This window comes from Novosphingobium sp. MBES04 (assembly GCF_000813185.1).
Lineage (GTDB): Bacteria > Pseudomonadota > Alphaproteobacteria > Sphingomonadales > Sphingomonadaceae > Novosphingobium > Novosphingobium decolorationis.
Map to the genome: position 1 here is coordinate 2,464,140 of NZ_DF850488.1, position 17,244 is coordinate 2,481,383.

The window sequence follows — 17,244 nt, forward strand, 5'->3', positions numbered from 1 at the left end:
ACGGCTCCGCCTGCGCCTGACTATGCCCACCCGCGCACCTGGGCCGCCTGGCCCGGACGCCTTCGCGCGCCTTGCAGCAGCCCGGCGGTGGGTTGGCGCAGGGCAGCGCGCACGCGGTCGACGTCTTCTACGTCCACCCGACGAGCTTCCTGTCACGCAGCGCCTGGAATGCGGATGTCGCCGATGGCCCGACCAATCGCTGGACCGACATCTCGGTGCTGGCGCGCCAGGCGAGCGCGTTCAACGCCTGCTGCCGGATCTACGCCCCGCGCTACCGCCAGGCCTCGCTTGCGGCCGTGCTCGACGGCGAGGAAGGGCCGCGCGCCTACGATCTGGCCTATGGTGATGTCTCCCGCGCCTTCGCGCACTATCTGGCTAAGGCCAACGACGGTCGGCCCTTTGTTCTCGTGGGCCACAGCCAAGGGGCCTTGATGGTGCGTCGCCTGCTGCAGGAGCACGTGCGCGGCACGCCGCTCGCCGCGCGCATGGTTGCGGCCTATGTTGTTGGAGTGGCCGTGCTCGAGGGGGATTTCGCCCATGATCTGGCGGGGCTTTTGCCATGCCGGGGAGAGGATGACACCGGCTGCGTGCTCAGCTGGAACACCTTTCAGGCGGGCAGCGACGCGCAAAGCTACCGCGCGCGGGCGCAGGGGCCCTTCCTCGCCGCCCATCCGGAAGGCGATGCACGGCTGCTGTGCAACGACCCGGTGACGCTTGCCGGGCGCGCACGCGGGAGCGGGGCTCTGCCCGGAAAGGCGGGCGAGGGGAACCTGCAGGCGCTTGTCCCTGGCGCGGTCTCGGTCACCTGCGAGGAGGGCATCGCCATGCTCGAGGTCGATCCAGCGTTGGAGTATGCGCCGCTTCCCGCCGGGAACCTGCATTACCACGACATCGCGGCCTTCTACGCCGATATTGCGGCGGACGTCGCGCGCCGGATCGCGGCGTTCCAGGGTGCGCACAGCTGATGCGAAAAGCCCTCCCGCGGCAGGCCGGGGGAGGGCTCTTGGGCTGACGCCGGGACGCTGTTCGTCAGGCCTTGCGGCTCAGACGTAGTCCTCGGTGTCGATGGTGCCGCGCATCACTTCGGGATAGCGGTGGCCATGCACGCTCTCCTGGTTGATGAGGGCGGCGGCCTTTTCCAGCACTTCGGCCGGGACATCGCATGTGGCGGCCGCGTTGTTCTCTTCCCAGTGCGCGACCGAGCGGGTGCCCGGGATCGCGTGGACGTTCTCGCCCTGGGCAAGGACCCAGGCCAGCGCCAGCTGGGCGGGCGCCACGCCAGCCTCGGCAGCGAGCGCGTTGAACTGCTGGATGAGTTCCAGGTTGGCGGGCCAGTTCTCGGGCAGGAAGCGCGGATGCGTACGGCGCAGGTCCTTTTCGGTGAGCGTGGCCGGATCGGTCAGCTCCCCGCACAGCGCGCCGCGCGCGACCGGCGAGAAGGCCACGAGGGCAATGCCCAGCTCCTTCGTCGCTTCCAGAACGCCCAGTTCGACGTTGCGCGTCCACAGCGAATACTCGGTCTGGACCGCGGCCATCGGGTGCACGGCATGGGCTTCACGGATGTGGGCCGAGGACCACTCCGAGACGCCGTAGGAGCCGATCTTGCCCGCTTCCATGGCGCGCACCATGGCGCCTACCGAATCCGCGATGGGGACCTTGGGATCGAACCTGTGCATGTAGAACAGGTCGATGTGGTCGGTGCGCAGGCGCTCCAGGCTCGCCTCGATCGAGGCGGTGATCGCGTCCGGGCTGCAATCGATGCCGCGGCGGGCGCCATCGACGATGATCCCGGTCTTGGTGGCGAGGAAGAACTCCTCGCGCCGGTCCATGATCGCGCTGCCCAGGATCTCTTCCGAGACACCCTTGCCGTAGATGTTGGCCGTGTCGAAATGGTCGCAGCCATTGTCGAGCGCGTGGCGGAACAGAGCCTCGGCATCCGCCCTTTCGGGCGGATTGCCATAGGCCCAGGCCACGTTCATGCAGCCAAGCCCGACGGGATTGAGGGCCTTGCCGTTGATCGTGCGGGTCATGCTCAGGACCAGCCGTCCTGCGCTTCGAGGCTGGCGGCGAGTTCACCGATCACGCGGTAGCAGTCGAGCACCTTGCCGACCGAGGAGTTGGGTTCGCGGCCTTCCTGGATCGCAGCCACGAATTCGCGGTCCTGCAGCTCGATGCCGTTGTTCGAGACGGTCACGCCGGTAAGGTCGATTGCTTCCTCGCGGCCGTTCACAAGGTCATCGTAGCGCGCGATGTAGGTCTCGCTGTCGCCGATGTAGCGGAAGAACGTGCCGAGCGGGCCGTTGTTGTTGAACGAGAGCGAGAGCGTGCAGATCGCGCCGGTTTCCGCCTTGAGCTGGATCGACATGTCCATCGCGATGCCGAGTTCGGGGTGCTTGGGCCCCTGCAGGACGTTGGCCGAGACGATCTTGCCCGACTGGTAGGCGAACAGGTCGATGGTGTGCGCGGCGTGGTGCCACAGCAGGTGGTCGGTCCACGAGCGCGGCTGGCCCTTGGCGTTCATGTTCTTGCGGCGGAAGAAGTAGGTCTGCACGTCCATCTGCTGGACGTTGAACTCGCCGGCCTCGATCTTGTTGTGCACGTACTGGTGCGAGGGATTGAAGCGGCGGGTGTGCCCGACCATGCAGACAAGGCCCGTTTCCTTCTGCTTGGCGACGACCGCTTCGGCCGCTTCCCAGCTGTCCGACAGGGGGATCTCGACCTGCACGTGCTTGCCCGCATTCATGCAGGCGATGGCCTGTTCGGCGTGCATCTGGGTCGGCGTGCACAGGATCACGGCATCGACATCGGGCAGGGCGAGCGCTTCGGAAAGCTCGGTGCCCGAGTGGGGTGCGCCGTACTTGGCGGCGACTTCGGCGGCCTGGTCGGCACGGCGCGAGATGACCGAGGCGATTTCGACACCGTGGATGTTCTTGAGGCCGTCGAGGTGCTTTTCACCGAAGGCGCCGGCGCCGATGAGAGCTATACGCATGAGGGGGAACTCCTTGGTCTGTTCGTACATGTGAGCGGGGCGGCGCCGGGATTGTTCCCGCGCCGCCCGTCTATCGGTTCAGATGGCGGCCTGCGCCGCGTCGTTGTTGCCTTCGAGCGTGGGGCTGGGCGGCACGCTCCCGTCCACGGGTTCGAGCACGATATGCCCGATCGCGGTGTTCGAACAAGGCACGTGGTAGTGGCGGTGCAGGCACTTCGTGCTCTTGCCCAGGGCGCCGCGCATGATCAGCCACATGACCATCTCGATGCCTTCCGAGCCCGTTTCGCGCAGGTACTCGATGTGAGGGACATGGCGCAGGTCCTGCGTGTCGCCGATCAGCTTGTCGAGGAACATGTTGTCCCACTCGGCATTGATGAGGCCGGCACGCTGGCCCTGAAGCTGGTGGCTCATGCCGCCCGTGCCCCAGATCTGCACGTTGAGATCCTCGCCAAAGGAGTTGACCGCGCGCGCGATGGCCTCGCCCAGCGCCCAGCAGCGGTTGCCCGACGGCGGCGGATAGGTGACGACGTTGACCGCGAGGGGAATGACCTTGACGGGCCAGGCATCGGGCTTGTCGTACATCATCGTGAGCGGCACGGTGAGGCCGTGATCGACGTCCATCTCGTTGATGATGGTCATGTCGAATTCATCGAGGATCAGGCTCTGCGCGATGTGCCAGGCAAGGTCCGGGTGGCCCTCCACGTCGGGCACCTTGCGCGGGCCCCAGCCCTCGTCGGCGGGGGCATAGCGCTCGCCGCAGCCGATCGCGAAAGTCGGGATGATGCTCATGTCGAAGGCCGAGGCGTGGTCGTTGTAGACCAGGATCACCACGTCGGGCTTGTTCTCGGGCTTGGCGATCCACTCGCGCGTCCAGTCATACCCGGCGAAGATCGGGCCGAAGTAGTCGTCCCGGTCCTTGCCCTGGTCCGAGGCCACGCCGAGCAGCGGCACGTGGCTGGAGGCCACGCCTGCGGTAATTCGGGCCATCTCAGCTGTCTCCCTTGATCGAACGCTGGCCTTCGGGCGAGCGGCCGCCGGCGACCATCATCGCCTGGTAGTCTTCCACGCTCATGCCGGTCATTGTCGAGACCGCCTGCACGAAGCTCAGGCCATCGGTCGAGAAGACCTTGGCGAGGAAGTAGATGTTGCCGCCAAGGTCGAGCAGGCGGTTGTAGTCGCGCGCGAGCACGGCTTCCTTCTGCTCCTGCGTCATCGGCCACTCGTTGATGTAGGCGCGCTCATCCGCCAGCCAGCGCTGGCGGTTTTCCGGCTTCATCAGGCTCATCGCGAACTGGTTGAGGTGGTAGCCCTTGCGGGCACGCGCGGCGGTGTAGACGCGCGTGCCGGGAATGTCCTCGAAGTCGGCGAGGTACTCGTGAATGTCGCTGTGTCCAGCCATGGACCTCTCCCTTGGGTCGGTTGGGTAGGGGAAGGAAGGCGGCCCCTTAGAGGCCGCGCGCCTTCAGCTTGGCGTCGAGGCGCGGGAACACCTTGCGCACGTTGCCTTCGAAGATCGCGTGGCGTTCCTCCTCGGTGATGTCGAGCGCGTCGACATAGCGCTTGGTGTCATCGAAGTAGTGGCCGGTCTGCGGGTCGATGCCGCGCACCGCGCCCACCATTTCCGAGCCGAACAGGATGTTCTTGTTGTCGATCACGTCGGCCAGCAGGTCGACGCCGGGCTGGTGGTAGACGCAGGTGTCGAAGAACACGTTGTTCATGATGTATTCGTCGAGGCTGGGCTTCTTGAGCATGTCGGCCAGGCCCCGGTAACGGCCCCAGTGATAGGGCACCGCGCCGCCGCCGTGCGGGATGATGAAGCGCAGCTTGGGGAATTTCGCGAAGAGATCACCCTGCATCAGCTGCATGAATGCGACCGTATCGGCGGCAAGATAGTAGCCGCCCGTCGCGTGCATGGCCGGGTTGCACGAGCCCGAGACGTGGATCATCGCGGGCACGTCCAGTTCGCACATCGCCTCGTAGATGGGGAACCAGTACTCGTCGGTGAGCGGGGGGTGCTCGAAGTGGCCGCCGCCCGGATCGGGATTGAGGTTGCAGCCGATGAAGCCCAGCTCCTCGACGCAGCGCTTCAGCTCCTTGACCGAGGCGGTCAGGTCCGCCTTGGGGCTCTGGGGCAGCATGCACACGCCCACGAACGTCTCGGGGAACATCTGCGTGACGCGGTAGATGAGGTTGTTGCAGTGGGTTGCCCACTCGGCCGCGACCGCCTGGTCGCCGACATGCGGGGCCATGGCCGAGGCGCGTGGGGAGAAGATCGTGAGGTCCGCGCCGCGCTCCTTGATGAGCTTGAGCTGGTTGCCCTCGATCGTCTCGCGGATTTCCTCGTCGGTAATCTCGGGATAGGGCGGGGGCGTGGTGCCGGCTTTGAAGGCGGCCTTCTGTTCCTCGCGCCAGGCGTCGTGGCCCTTGGGCAGGACGGTGTAGTGACCGTGGCAGTCGATGACGAGCGACATGGCTTCAGCTCTCTCCCTTGTTCGAATTCGGATTGGATGTTTGCGATGCGGTGATGGCGTCAAGCTTGGCCGCGTAGCCTTCGGGCGGTGGGTTGAGCCCGAGCTCGCCGATGTCCTGATGGCGCGCGACCGTGCCCTGCGTCATCAGCGGCTCGATGCCCAGGTCGCGCAGCATCGCGGCAGCCTCGGCCATCTCGGCCGAGCGGCGGCGGCCGTGGATCATCATGCGGTCGAGGTTGTAGTCGGCGCGTTTGGGCCAGGTGATCGTCTTCTCGCTGGCGTCGAGCGAGGCGAGCACGTCCTCGGCCACGCCTTCCGCATGGGCCGCCAGCATCATCTCGGCGGTGAGCGCCTCCAGCCCCTTGACCATGACCGAGCGGACCAGCTTGATCGCCGAGGCACGGCCGATGGCCTCGCCCACGATGCGGGTCTTTGCAAAGCCCATTCCGGTCAGGAGGTCTTTCGCCTCAGCCGCGTCGGGCCCGGAGATGTTGAGCGGAACGCCAAGGCGCGCGGGGTTGACGGGCGCCATGATGGCGACGTCCACATAGCGCTTGCCCGCCGCGGCAAAGGCCTCGGCCGCCGCGCGCTTGGTGCCGGGGGCGACCGAGTTCATGTCGCAGAACAGCGCGTCCGGAGAGATCAGCGCAGCGCAGGTGCGCGCGACCTCCAGCGCCTGGTCGGCGGTGACGAGCGAGAGCACCAGCGAGGCTCCGGCAAGCGCCTCTTCCGCGCTGGCGCAGGGCGTGACGCCCAGTTCTTCCATGACCGCGCGGCGCGGGGGCGCAATGTCGAAGGCAGCGGCGCGCGGCCCCCAGTCCCCGGCGCGGGCAAAGGTCGATCCGGCTTCCCCGAAGCCGATAAGGCAAGCGAACTTGGTGCGGGCCTGTGTCATGGCGGGCATGTCTGCCCCTGGTGGCGGCGGGCGGCTAATCGGAACTGCCTTGCTCTTATAAGCTTTGCCTAATCAACGTGTTTTTGTGCCTGTTGCGATTTCGTGCGCGGCCTGCTCAAGATCCGCGAAAAACTCCTCCTGAACAGTGGTCGGACGTAGCGAGTGGCGGGTGGTCATCCCGATAACACGGTGGAATTGAGCGGGGAGTTGAGCAACCTGCGAAAGCCACTTGGCTTCCAGTTCGACGGGCACCTGGTCGCGCGAGAGGAGGGTCAGGAAATCGCTGTCCATCATGACCTGCCGGATCATCATCACCGAGCCCGATTCCAGTGGGACCTGCGGGCTCTGGCCATGGCTTTCGAAGTAGCGCTCGAAGCTGTCGCGAAGCGGTGTGCCGCGCGCGGGCAGGCAGAACGGGTAGCGGGCGAGATCGGCGGCTTCCGGCTCCGTGCCGACGAGGGGGTGGTCGTGGCGGCCCAGGAAGACGGGCACGTCCTCGAACAGGGTGCGCTGTTCGAGGTCGGTCTCGACGAGCGGGCTGCGCAGCGCGCCGACCATCACGTCGAGCGAGCCGTTGCGCAAGGGCTCGACCAGTTCGGCGCGCGAGCCCTCGACGATGGTGAGCCGTACTTGGGGACGGCGCGCGTGGAAGCGGGCTACGGCCAGTGGGAGGATGCGGGCGCGCGAGAGCGGCATCGCGCCGATCGCGATGCGGCGCGTCTCGTGGCCGCGCAGCGCATGGATCTCGGAGAGTCCGGCCTCCAGTTCGACGACGGCAAGGCGAAATTCGCGCGCAAACTGCGCGCCGGTCTCGGTCATCACCACGTGCTTGCCCCGGCGGACCACCAGCGGACGGCGCAGTGCGAGGGCGAGGTCGTTTACCGCGCGGTGGATCGAGGGGAGCGAAAGTCCCGTCTCCTGGCTGGCGCCCGCGTAGCTGCCGCTGTCCGAAAGCGCGAGGAGGGCGCGCAAGCGGGACATCGTGACGTGGGGGCTGCGCACGTGCAGGAGCGCGGCCGAAATACGGCTCCTGAGAATCTGTCCGGCGTGCGTGGGCACCATCCCGTCGTGGCGCCGCTCGAACAGGGGAACCTGCAGCGCCGCCTCCAGGCGTCCTAACGCCTGTGTTATTGCGGGCTGGCTGAGATTGACCGCGCTCGTCGCCGCGCTGACCGTTCCCAGTTCGGCAATTTTCAAGACCGCGCGCAAGTGGCGCAAGTTCAGTTCCCAAACGTCCATGCGGGCATCTTTAGCCAAATCCAATGGCGATTGCCAAAGTTCTCTTTCCCCCTCGCACGCGCGAAGCCCATGTCAGGGCCAACCTGAATTGATAACGAGCGAAGAGGAGTGCTGCCATGTCGGGTGTCGTCGTCCAGAATATCGAGCGGGCCGATCCTGCGATCATCGACGGTCTGGCCGCCTGCGGCGTTGCCACCGTCCACGAAGCGCAGGGGCGCACGGGCCTGCTCGCCAGCTACATGCGTCCGATTTACGCCGGCGCGCGCATCGCCGGTTCGGCCGTGACCATCAGCTCGCCCCCGGGCGACAATTGGATGGTCCACGTCGCCATCGAGCAGCTGCAGGAGGGCGATGTGCTCCTGCTCGCGCCGACCTCCCCGTGCGAGGACGGTTACTTCGGCGACCTTCTGGCGACCAGTGCGCAGGCGCGGGGCTGCCGGGGCCTGATCATCGATGCGGGTGTGCGCGACGTGCGTGACCTCACGGAAATGCAGTTCCCGGTCTGGTCCAAGGCCGTCTACGCGCAAGGCACGGTGAAGAACACGATCGGCTCGGTCAACGTGCCCGTCGTCTGCGCGAACTGCGCGGTGAACCCGGGCGACGTGATCGTGGCCGATGACGATGGCGTGGTCTGCGTGCCGCGCGAAAAGGCTGCCGAAGTCCTCAAGGCCGCGCAGGCCCGCGAAGCCAACGAAGGCGAGAAACGCGAGAAGCTGGCCTCGGGCGTCCTTGGTCTCGACATGTACAAGATGCGCGAGCGCCTCGAGAAGGAAGGCCTGAAGTATGTCTGATCCTGCCCCTTCAGCGGAAGTGGGCACCGGTTCCGCGCCCGGAAGGGGCAGCGACCAACGCAGCGCTCCGGTCATGTGGATGCGCGGGGGGACGTCGAAGGGCGCCTATTTCCTCAAAGACGATCTGCCGAGCGATCCCGCCGCGCGCGATGCTTTCCTGCTGCGCGTGATGGGCTCGCCCGATCCGCGCCAGATCGACGGCATGGGCGGGGCGGACCCGCTTACCAGCAAGGTCGCGGTGGTGTCGGCATCGGAGCGTGAGGGCATCGATGTCGAGTACCACTTCTTCCAGGTCTTCGTGGATCAGGCGACGGTCTCGGACGCGCAGAACTGCGGCAATATCCTGGCGGGTGTCGGGCCTTTCGCTATCGAGCGCGGCCTTGTCACGGCGACGGGCGAAGAGACCCGGGTGACGATCTACATGGTCAATACCGACCAGGTTGCTGTCGAGACGGTGCAGACCCCGGGCGCTCAGGTGACCTATGCGGGTGAGGCGGCCATCGATGGCGTGCCTGGCACCCATGCGCCGATCCCGGTCGAGTTCCGCGATACGGCAGGCTCCATGTGTGGCTCCTTGCTGCCGACCGGCAAGGCCGTCGAGGAGGTGAACGGCGTGGCCGTCACGCTCATCGACAACGGCATGCCCTGCGTCGTCATGAAGGCGATGGACATGGGCATCACCGGCTCCGAGACGCGCGAGGAACTGGAGGCCAACACCGAGCTTCGCGAGAAGGTCGAGGCGATCCGGCTTGCCGTAGGTGAGCGGATGAACCTGGGCGAGGTGACCGAGAAGTCGGTGCCCAAGATGTTCCTCGTCTCCCCGCCTGTGAACGGGGGGGCGATCAACACCCGCTGCTTCATTCCGCACCGTGCCCATGCGACGGTCGGCGTTCTGGCGGCGGTGACGGTGGCGACCGCGGCTCTTATCGAGGGAACGCCTGCGGCCGAGGTCGCGCAGATCCCGGACGGCGCACGCAAGACCCTCTCGGTCGAGCACCCGACCGGCGAGATGAGCTGCGTCCTGGAAGTGAACGAAGAAGGTTCGGTGACGAGCGCCGCCCTGCTGCGCACCGCGCGCAAGCTGATGGATGGAGAGGTCTATGTCTGATCGTATCGTCTGCTGGCATTCCGCGCCCAGCAAGCCCACGTTCGTGCCGCCCGAAGGCGCGATCGACGCGCACTGCCACGTCTTTGGGCCGATGGCGGAATTTCCGTTCAGCCCCAAGGCGAAGTACCTGCCCGAGGACGCCGGACCCGACACGCTGTTCGCGCTGCGCGACCATCTGGGCTTTTCGCGCAACGTGGTCGTCCAGGCGAGCTGCCACGGCACCGACAACGCCGCGACGCTGAACGCCATTGCCCAATCGAACGGCAAGGCGCGTGGCGTGGCCGTGGTCGATCCTGACATTTCGGACGCCGAGCTCCTTGCTCTTCATGAAGGCGGCATTCGCGGCATCCGCTTCAACTTCCTGAAGCGCCTCGTCGACAATGCGCCCAAGGACAAGTTCCTCGAAGTCGCCAAGCGCCTGCCCGAAGGCTGGCACGTGGTGATCTACTTCGAGGCCGACATCCTGGAGGAACTGCGCCCGTTCATGGACGCGATCCCCGTGCCGCTGGTCATCGACCACATGGGCCGTCCGGACGTGACGCAAGGCCCTGATGGTGCCGATCTGAAGGCCTTTCGCGCCTTCCTCGACAGCCGCGAAGACATCTGGTTCAAGGCCACCTGCCCGGAGCGTCTCGATGCGTTGAAGGAAGGCGGCATGGGCGATCCCTGGGACAACTTTGCGGCCGCCGTCGCGCCGCTCGTTGCCGATTACCCGGACCGCGTCATCTGGGGCACCGACTGGCCGCACCCCAACATGCAGGACGAGATCGCCGACGATGGGCATATCGTCGACATGATCCCGCGCATCGCGCCCACGGCCGAACTGCAGGAGAAGCTGCTCATCACCAACCCGATGAAGCTCTATTGGCCTGAGGAGCTCTGAGCGCTCCGCCTTTTACAAGCTCTGACGACTGAAGGGGGAGGGCGCCAGGCGCTCTCCCCCTCTTTTTATGGGTGGCAGGGTGCTTATTTGAACAATCATTCAATTGATGGGCGCTCCTGGTTCTTCTCACAACCCGAAAGGTGCCCTGCAATCCAGGAATTGTGGGGCTTACCCTTGAGAAAGGGCGGGTGAATGGCTATTCAGCCGGTAATGCACACCGGAGAATGCCCATGATCGATCGTCGCCTGTTCCTCCAGCGCCTTGCCGCGGCAAGTGCGGCCGGATCCGTGCCCGCGCCGATCGCCAAGGCGCTGGCGCAGCCCGCCAACCGCCGCACCGGCACGCTCAAGGATGTCGAGCACGTGGTGATCCTGATGCAGGAGAACCGCTCGTTCGATCACTACTTCGGCACGCTGCCCGGTGTGCGTGGCTTTGCCGATCCGCGTCCGATGCCGCTGCGTTCAGGCACGTCGGTCTTCCACCAGCCGCGCCCCGAGGGTGGCGAGATCCTGCCCTTCCGCATGAACGGGCAGACGACGAGCGGCCAGCTTCTCAAGAGCCTTGACCACAGCTGGAAGGGTGAGGGTGGGCAGACCTCGGCCGAGTGGGCCGACTACGCCAGCTGGATCCGCCGCAAGGGCGCGATGACGATGGGTTACTTCACGCGCGAAGACGTGCCCTTCTACCACGCGCTCGCCGACGCCTTCACCGTGTGCGATGCCTATTACTGCTCGCTCCACGGGCCCACCAACCCCAACCGCATGTACCTGTTCACCGGGACCAGCGGCATGGCCGTGGGGGACATGCGCCGTCAGGCCGTCCACAACGAGGACGATGCCAACTGGACCGGCGACATGGCGCGCGACAAGGCCGATTTCGACCAGGTCGCACGCTGGACGACCTACGCCGAGCGCCTGCAGGAGGCCGGTGTCGACTGGAAGGTCTATCAGGAATACGACAACTTCGGCTGCAATTCGCTGGCCTATTTCGAGCAGTTCCGTGGCCTCGACACCAAGAGCGACCTCTACCGCCGGGGCCGTGCCATCGTGCCCGGCTCGACCGCCGAGAACGCCGCCGACAGCACGGGCCAGCACCTTGTCGATGCGATCCGCGCGGACGTCGAGGCCGACCGCCTGCCGCAGGTCTCTTGGGTGGTGACGCCCACCAAGTTCTGCGAACATCCCGAGGCGCCGCCCGCCTTTGGTGAGGACATGGTCTCGCGCATCCTCGACGCGCTGGTCGCCAATCCCGAGGTCTGGTCCAAGACCGCGCTCATCATCAACTACGATGAGAACGACGGCTTCTTCGACCACATGCCCGGGCCCGTTCCGGCGGTCGCCGGAATCGAGGGTGCGAGCACGGTCGATACGCGCGGCGAAATCTATGAAGGCAACGCGGTGGGCCTGGGCATGCGCGTGCCGCTGATCGTGGTCTCGCCCTGGTCGCGCGGGGGCTGGGTCAATTCGGAAGTCCACGACCATACTTCGGTGATCCGCTTCCTTGAAAAGCGCTTCGGAGTGATGGAGCCCAACATCACGCCCTGGCGCCGCCAGGTGACGGGTGACCTTACCAGCCTGTTCGACTTCGCCGATCCCGATGGCTCTGCGCTTCACGCGCTGCCAGCCACCGACGATTATCTGCAGAAGATCATGTCGGTCGCGCAGCTTCCCTTGCCCGAGGTGCCCGCAGCGCAGGCGCTTCCCGCGCAGGAGCCGGGCCGCCGCCCGACCCGTCCCTTGCCCTACCGCATGGAGGCGAGCGCGCGTGGCACCGAGGATGGCCTGGAACTGACTTTCGCCAACCCGGGGACGCGCGGCGTCGTCTACCAGGTATACGCCAGGGGCAGCGGCGAACTCGGGCCCTGGAGTTATACCGTCGAGCCGGGCAAGAAGATCGCGGCGAGCCTGCCCGGGCTGCCGCGTACCGGCGCCTATGATCTGGCCGTCTTTGGCCCCAACGGCTGGCTGCGCGAACTGGCGGGCGAGGCCGCGGACGAGGGCGTTACAGCCCCGGTCGTGACGCTGGACGAGCGCGCGCGCGATACAGTCCACCTCGTGATCCGTAATCCGGGGCAGGCGCCGGAGACCTTCACCATTGCCGCTCCGACTTATGGCGAGTTGGCCGAGCAGAGCGTGACCGTGGCCCCGGGCCAGGAGCAGCGGGTGCCGGTGCCCGTCGCCGCGAGCGCGCATTGGTACGATCTGGTGGTGACGCAGCAGGGTTCGCTCCGCCGTCGTCGCTTCGCCGGCCACGTCGAGACCGGCCAGGCGAGCCTTTCCGACCCGGCTCTCGAGCGGGGCGCGGTGGCATGAAGGCGCGTTTCCTTTCAGGGTTCCTCGGCGCGGTGGCCGCACTGACGGCGACCGCCAGCGCCGCGAAGGAGCCGCTCGCGCATTGGCCCGACGAGGCGCGCGCGACGATCGAAAGCGTCCTTGCCGATGCGCCCGAAGGTTCCTTCGCGGTCTTCGATGCCGACAACACGATCTGGCAGAACGACCTGGAGGAATCGCTCCTCCCCTTCATGGAGGCACGTGGCAAGCTCTCGCCCGAGACGCTCGATCCCTCACTGAAGCCTATTCCCTTTCACAAGGGCGAGACGCTCTACGGCTATTACCTGCGCCTGTGCGCGATCGATGACAACTTGTGCTACCCGTGGATCGCGCAGGTCTTCTCCGGGCACACGCTGGGGGAGCTGAAGGGCGAAGTCGATGCGCTGATGGCGCGCACGGCACCGATCCCGGTGCGCTACGAAGAGAACGGCAAGGTCGTCTCGGGCACGGTCGAGAGGCCGCATATCTTCGAGGCGCAGCGCGAACTGCTGGACGAACTGCGCGCGCGCGGTGTTCATGTCTATGTCGTGACGGCGGCCTCGGAGGAGCTGGCGCGCATGGTGCTCTCTGATCCGCTTTACGGCCTGAACCTTGCACCGCAGGATATCGTCGGGGTGACGATGGTGCTGCGCGATCCCGAAAGCGGCGCGCTCACCACCGCGCGCAGCCAGGTCGCCAGGGGGCATTTCCTCGATGCGGACTACCCGGCCGAAAAGCACATGGGCATGGAGATGACCTCCACGCTCTGGGCACCCAACACCTGGTACCAGGGCAAGGTCGCGGGCATTCGCACCTACATCGACGCGGTGAACCGGCCGCTGCTCGTCGCCGGAGACAGTCCGAGCGACCGCGCCATGCTGTTCGAGGCTTCGGGCCTTCGTCTCTGGATCGATCGCAGCGCGGCCAAGACCGCCGCGCTGGAAGAGGCGAAGGCCGCGCGTGCCAAGGCGCAGAGCGAGAGCGGCCAGCGGGTCGATGCGGACACCAACTGGTTGCACCTGCGTCAGGAGCAGCTTGCACCGCGCCCCTGAGGCACGATAGGCGCCGTTTCCATGACGGGACATACACACGAACGCGAGGCCGCGCTGCTGGCCGATCTTCACAGCGCGGGCACGGCGTTCCGCGTCTTCGAACACGAGGCGACCGCAACGGTGGCCGAGAGCGCGGCGGTCAAGGACCACATCGCGGGCGCACACACCAAGAACCTGTTCCTGACCGACCGGCGCGGCCGGTTCTGGCTGGTGACGATGCCCGCCGAGGAGCGCGCGGACCTGAAGTTCATGGCCAGCCGCCTCGGCGCGCCGCGCCTCTCGTTCGGCAAGGCCGAGGACATGGTGGCGTTCCTGGGCGTCGTTCCCGGCTCGGTCACCCCGCTTGCCGCCTTCAACGACACCGAGGGCCGTGTGCAGGTGGTTCTCGATACGGCCTTCGCGCCGACGGGCACGATCAACATACACCCCTTGCGCAACACCGCGACCCTATCGATGCAGACCGCGGACTTGGTGGCTGCGCTCACCCGCTGGAACCACGCCCCCCAGGTCCTGACCCTGAAGCCGGACCAGGCCTCAAGGTGACACCGAAGTTGACACAGTTGACACGGTCCAGAGGGAAGGCCGTGTCACCTGTCACCCCCTGCAAAATTACCCGCCTGCGCCCGGCAATCCCGACCTGCCATGTCGTGCCGACACGCACCTCTCTCCTTGCCCGTACCCACCGACGCGATAGCCTGACCCCACCATAGCGCAGGCGCCCGGGTGTAGGAAAACCCTATCGCACCGCGCACGGACGAACACCTGCGGCTTCTCCCTGCGGCCCCGGCCCCAGGGAGGGCGGCAAGACATGGAATCCGAGGGCCATCGCCCTCGGGCTCCCCAAACTGTCGAGCGAAGTCGTGCCCTTCCATGCTCCTCTACAAGCGAGGGCCTCGTCTCCGCTGGGCCGGTTGCGGCCTGACCGGTTTGGAGGGCCGTTGCGGCGATAGCTGCCATCCGCGGGGTGTCTAAAGTCGATCGTTCAGATCAGCAATCACGAGTGTCCGCATCTGAAATTAAGCTGCCGATTGGAAACTCGGTCATTGGCGTAGAACCAAACACCAGTGAACTTGGAAACTCAGGGAGGGCGCGTTACGATCAGATCAAACCGACAACCAAAGCGTCGAATCTCCTGTTGGCGAAGCACGCACGATTGCCGACCTGGACGGTCAAGGCGAGTCCTTAAAAATCTTTGATTTTGCTTCTTTCATCTGCCGGTGCTTTGCAATGCGCGAATTTTCGCGCCTTGTGAACGTGATAATGAAAAATACTATGAAGATTAATAGGATGCCTACGACGAACGCCATTAACTGATACCCTCTCTAATCTTTCGTTCGAGAGCGGCGTGCTCCTCGTCGAGTGCTGCCCTGCGCTTCTTTTCATTACGATCAGAAGCATAGTTGCCCACAACCGACCCAGCCCATGCTGCTGCGGCTGCTGCGGCTAACGCCTTGCCGATTCCACATGCGATTCTGAGCATCAGTCAGCATAACCGTATGCTTGATTCAGAGCCTGATAGAACGCCTTTTCGATCTTTCCATTGTCGAATGGCTCCCGGCCATGACGCTCAATCAATTGCTTGCGCAAAGCCTGGATCTGTTGTCCATGCTCTTTCAGACTTATGTCGTTGTATGCGAATGCGAAACGTAATTTTTCGAGATCAACGATCGCTTGAAGCTGAGCACGATCAGCCGGATTGAGATTATGACTGGTTCGGACTGCGCCAGCCGCCTGATCTACAAGCTCTGGTGCGCAATACTCATCAGAAGATTCAAAGTGGTACTCGGATGCGGCATTCAGGGCGTGATCAGTCATACGCATTGATGTTTCACCCAGTGATCAAACGCCAAGGACTTATTATCAAGAATGGCGCACGAATCGCGATAGCTGAGAACTAAATCTCGATGATGGCGCTGAGTCATAAGCACAGATTTCCCTGCATTCCAAAGAAATGGACCCGCAATTAAATAATTTAGCTTGCCCGTTCGCCCTGCTTGGCCGGAACACAGCAACGCCATCTGAATGATCATGGCGGTTCCGTATGCAATCACGCTCATTTGAGCATGGTGCAATTTTTTCTCGTCTTCAGATGCATTCGTACTGTAAAAAGTGATCCAATGATGCCCCGCAAGGAGTGTCTTGATAATTGCGTATGAGGCTATGTCAGCTGCATTGATGGTGCCGAATTCCTTGCCAACCTTATCCATCAAAGGGTTGTTGGCACTATAGCCAGAGACCTTTGTTTCGTCTTTCACCCATTGCGTGAATAAAGAGCTAAACGGTAAGGGGAGCCCATCTTTTGTGGGGAGATCACTGAGGTAATGGGTTGCGATGTGTAATATCGCCTTAACATGCCCTCCAATGAAGCTCGAATTCGGGAAGCCCTGCCGCATCTGCTCCATGACGAGTGAGTAAAGTGACCTCCCGCCGACAGAACTACCATTGTATGTGTAGCCCTCAGGCAGATGCTGCCAAAGATTTCCATCATGGCCAAATATGTATCGATGATTCTTTCCGGCTCGATAGTCGAGCGGGCTACAACCTGAATCAGCTTTGTAGTGCCCATGAATTTTCTCGAAAAATTCCGTAAGCCCTTTACTCTTACCATTAGTATAGACGGTCAGTAGTACACCCAAAATGCCCATGCCAACCGCAGCAGCGATTTGGGCCTGGGTTAACGATGTGTAAGACGCGTCGATACCAAGTTCGAGCAGCAGTTCGTCAAAATCGACAGCACCGACAGTGGCTATCGCCCTCTCGTGCAGCGTTTTTTGATCTAAGCGGGGCGATGTTGCGGTTCCGGAATTGCGAAGCTCCGCTAAATACGCAAGCTCGGTTGCCTTCTCGTTCCAGTAGGTATCATCAGGGCAAGAGCGGACTTGAGACATCCACCCTCTAATTGCATTTCGCATGATACCCCTGTTGGCTCCCTCGCTGAACGCGCCATTATGTCCAATACATCCAGAATAGCGCACTCAAAATGCCGCTAAGAATTCTTTTTGCAAGCTCAATCATTGCCTTGGTGGCTTGGAAATGGCTGGTCTCGAGATAAGCTGACACTCAGCATATAAATCGGGAACGTCAGGTTTGTCCCAGGGCGGGAGATAGGGCTGATCTGGAATGTCCGCTTCCGAGCCTGCTCGGATCAGCCCCGATTGACGACAAGGGGCGCACGGCAGAATTTGCGCCCGCGCCCCGTTGCGGACGATAGTGCCTACTGGCATCTATTTAGCATTATGGTCGAGAATCCGAGCAAAGACACGCCTGCTGATTACTACGGCTACTTCATGACAGCACTCATGGGGCTGGAGGATGACGCCACCCTCTCGGGTTATTCCGAGGCGGGCCAAGAGCTTCTTAGAGAAGCGATCAGAATTTTCGGCGCTGAGTTTGACGAGAGGCACCCTGGTCATCGGGGCAAGCCGGGCTCGTAAAGCACGGTCGACATCGTTCCTGCGGCAACGCCTGCTTCCCCCCATCCCGGCTGATGGCCGCTCGGATCGACAA

16 protein-coding genes are annotated in these 17,244 nt (G+C 64.1%); 7 read left to right on the forward strand and 9 right to left on the reverse strand.

Translation table 11 applies throughout. The annotated features are described in order from the left end of the window. Positions 1 to 71 precede the first annotated feature (71 nt). Entirely contained in the window at positions 72 to 965 is an 894-nt protein-coding gene (locus MBENS4_RS10920; RefSeq protein ID WP_159108048.1) for a DUF3089 domain-containing protein, read from the forward strand. Positions 966 to 1,043: 78 nt separating this feature from the next. On the opposite strand, the gene MBENS4_RS10925 is transcribed toward MBENS4_RS10920, so the two are convergent. From MBENS4_RS10925 to MBENS4_RS10955, 7 genes are all read right to left on the reverse strand, one after another. Beyond that, positions 1,044 to 2,030: an aldo/keto reductase gene (locus MBENS4_RS10925; RefSeq protein WP_039390729.1), complete on the reverse strand. Its 987-nt coding sequence runs from the start codon at positions 2,028 to 2,030 to the stop codon at positions 1,044 to 1,046. 2 nt (positions 2,031 to 2,032) lie between these two features. Further along, positions 2,033 to 2,989, reverse strand: a complete 957-nt coding sequence (locus MBENS4_RS10930; protein WP_039392236.1) for a Gfo/Idh/MocA family oxidoreductase — start codon at positions 2,987 to 2,989, stop codon at positions 2,033 to 2,035. Between the two features lie 78 nt (positions 2,990 to 3,067). Then, on the reverse strand, positions 3,068 to 3,976 hold the full coding sequence (locus tag MBENS4_RS10935) for a class III extradiol dioxygenase subunit beta (protein ID WP_039390730.1): 909 nt from the start codon (positions 3,974 to 3,976) through the stop codon (positions 3,068 to 3,070). Position 3,977: 1 nt separating this feature from the next. Further along, positions 3,978 to 4,388, reverse strand: a complete 411-nt coding sequence (ligA, locus tag MBENS4_RS10940; RefSeq protein ID WP_039390731.1) for a protocatechuate 4,5-dioxygenase subunit alpha — start codon at positions 4,386 to 4,388, stop codon at positions 3,978 to 3,980. A gap of 46 nt (positions 4,389 to 4,434) precedes the next feature. Further along, entirely contained in the window at positions 4,435 to 5,460 is a 1,026-nt protein-coding gene (locus tag MBENS4_RS10945; protein ID WP_039390732.1) for an amidohydrolase family protein, read from the reverse strand. Between the two features lie 4 nt (positions 5,461 to 5,464). Beyond that, the gene (locus MBENS4_RS10950; RefSeq protein WP_242404873.1) at positions 5,465 to 6,364 is read right to left on the reverse strand and encodes an NAD(P)-dependent oxidoreductase; all 900 of its coding nucleotides are present in this window, start codon (positions 6,362 to 6,364) and stop codon (positions 5,465 to 5,467) included. A gap of 63 nt (positions 6,365 to 6,427) precedes the next feature. Beyond that, entirely contained in the window at positions 6,428 to 7,594 is a 1,167-nt protein-coding gene (locus MBENS4_RS10955; RefSeq protein ID WP_039390733.1) for a LysR family transcriptional regulator, read from the reverse strand. A 116-nt stretch (positions 7,595 to 7,710) separates the two neighbouring features. Between MBENS4_RS10955 and ligK the strand changes: the two genes are divergently transcribed. From ligK to MBENS4_RS10985, 6 genes are all read left to right on the forward strand, one after another. Further along, positions 7,711 to 8,385: a 4-carboxy-4-hydroxy-2-oxoadipate aldolase/oxaloacetate decarboxylase gene (ligK, locus tag MBENS4_RS10960; protein WP_039390734.1), complete on the forward strand. Its 675-nt coding sequence runs from the start codon at positions 7,711 to 7,713 to the stop codon at positions 8,383 to 8,385. 73 nt (positions 8,386 to 8,458) lie between these two features. Continuing rightward, on the forward strand, positions 8,459 to 9,493 hold the full coding sequence (locus tag MBENS4_RS10965) for a 4-oxalomesaconate tautomerase (RefSeq protein WP_039390735.1): 1,035 nt from the start codon (positions 8,459 to 8,461) through the stop codon (positions 9,491 to 9,493). Next, the gene (locus MBENS4_RS10970; protein WP_039390736.1) at positions 9,486 to 10,376 is read left to right on the forward strand and encodes an amidohydrolase family protein; all 891 of its coding nucleotides are present in this window, start codon (positions 9,486 to 9,488) and stop codon (positions 10,374 to 10,376) included. The genes MBENS4_RS10965 and MBENS4_RS10970 overlap by 8 nt, the downstream gene beginning before the upstream one ends. Positions 10,377 to 10,606: 230 nt before the next feature. After that, positions 10,607 to 12,688, forward strand: coding sequence for a phosphocholine-specific phospholipase C (locus MBENS4_RS10975; RefSeq protein WP_052322364.1), 2,082 nt, complete (start codon positions 10,607 to 10,609; stop codon positions 12,686 to 12,688). Then, positions 12,685 to 13,737: an HAD family hydrolase gene (locus MBENS4_RS10980; protein WP_039390738.1), complete on the forward strand. Its 1,053-nt coding sequence runs from the start codon at positions 12,685 to 12,687 to the stop codon at positions 13,735 to 13,737. The genes MBENS4_RS10975 and MBENS4_RS10980 overlap by 4 nt, the downstream gene beginning before the upstream one ends. A gap of 21 nt (positions 13,738 to 13,758) precedes the next feature. Then, on the forward strand, positions 13,759 to 14,280 hold the full coding sequence (locus MBENS4_RS10985; protein WP_039390739.1) for a prolyl-tRNA synthetase associated domain-containing protein: 522 nt from the start codon (positions 13,759 to 13,761) through the stop codon (positions 14,278 to 14,280). 936 nt (positions 14,281 to 15,216) lie between these two features. Here MBENS4_RS10985 and MBENS4_RS25360 read toward each other — a convergent pair. Together MBENS4_RS25360 and MBENS4_RS25365 are read right to left on the reverse strand one after the other, a co-directional pair. Further along, a complete protein-coding gene (locus tag MBENS4_RS25360) occupies positions 15,217 to 15,558 on the reverse strand; it encodes a hypothetical protein (protein ID WP_144400894.1) in 342 nt (113 codons plus the stop codon). After that, entirely contained in the window at positions 15,549 to 16,625 is a 1,077-nt protein-coding gene (locus MBENS4_RS25365; protein ID WP_144400895.1) for a hypothetical protein, read from the reverse strand. Before MBENS4_RS25365 ends, MBENS4_RS25360 begins: the two co-directional genes overlap by 10 nt. Between the last annotated feature and the right edge of the window lie 619 nt (positions 16,626 to 17,244).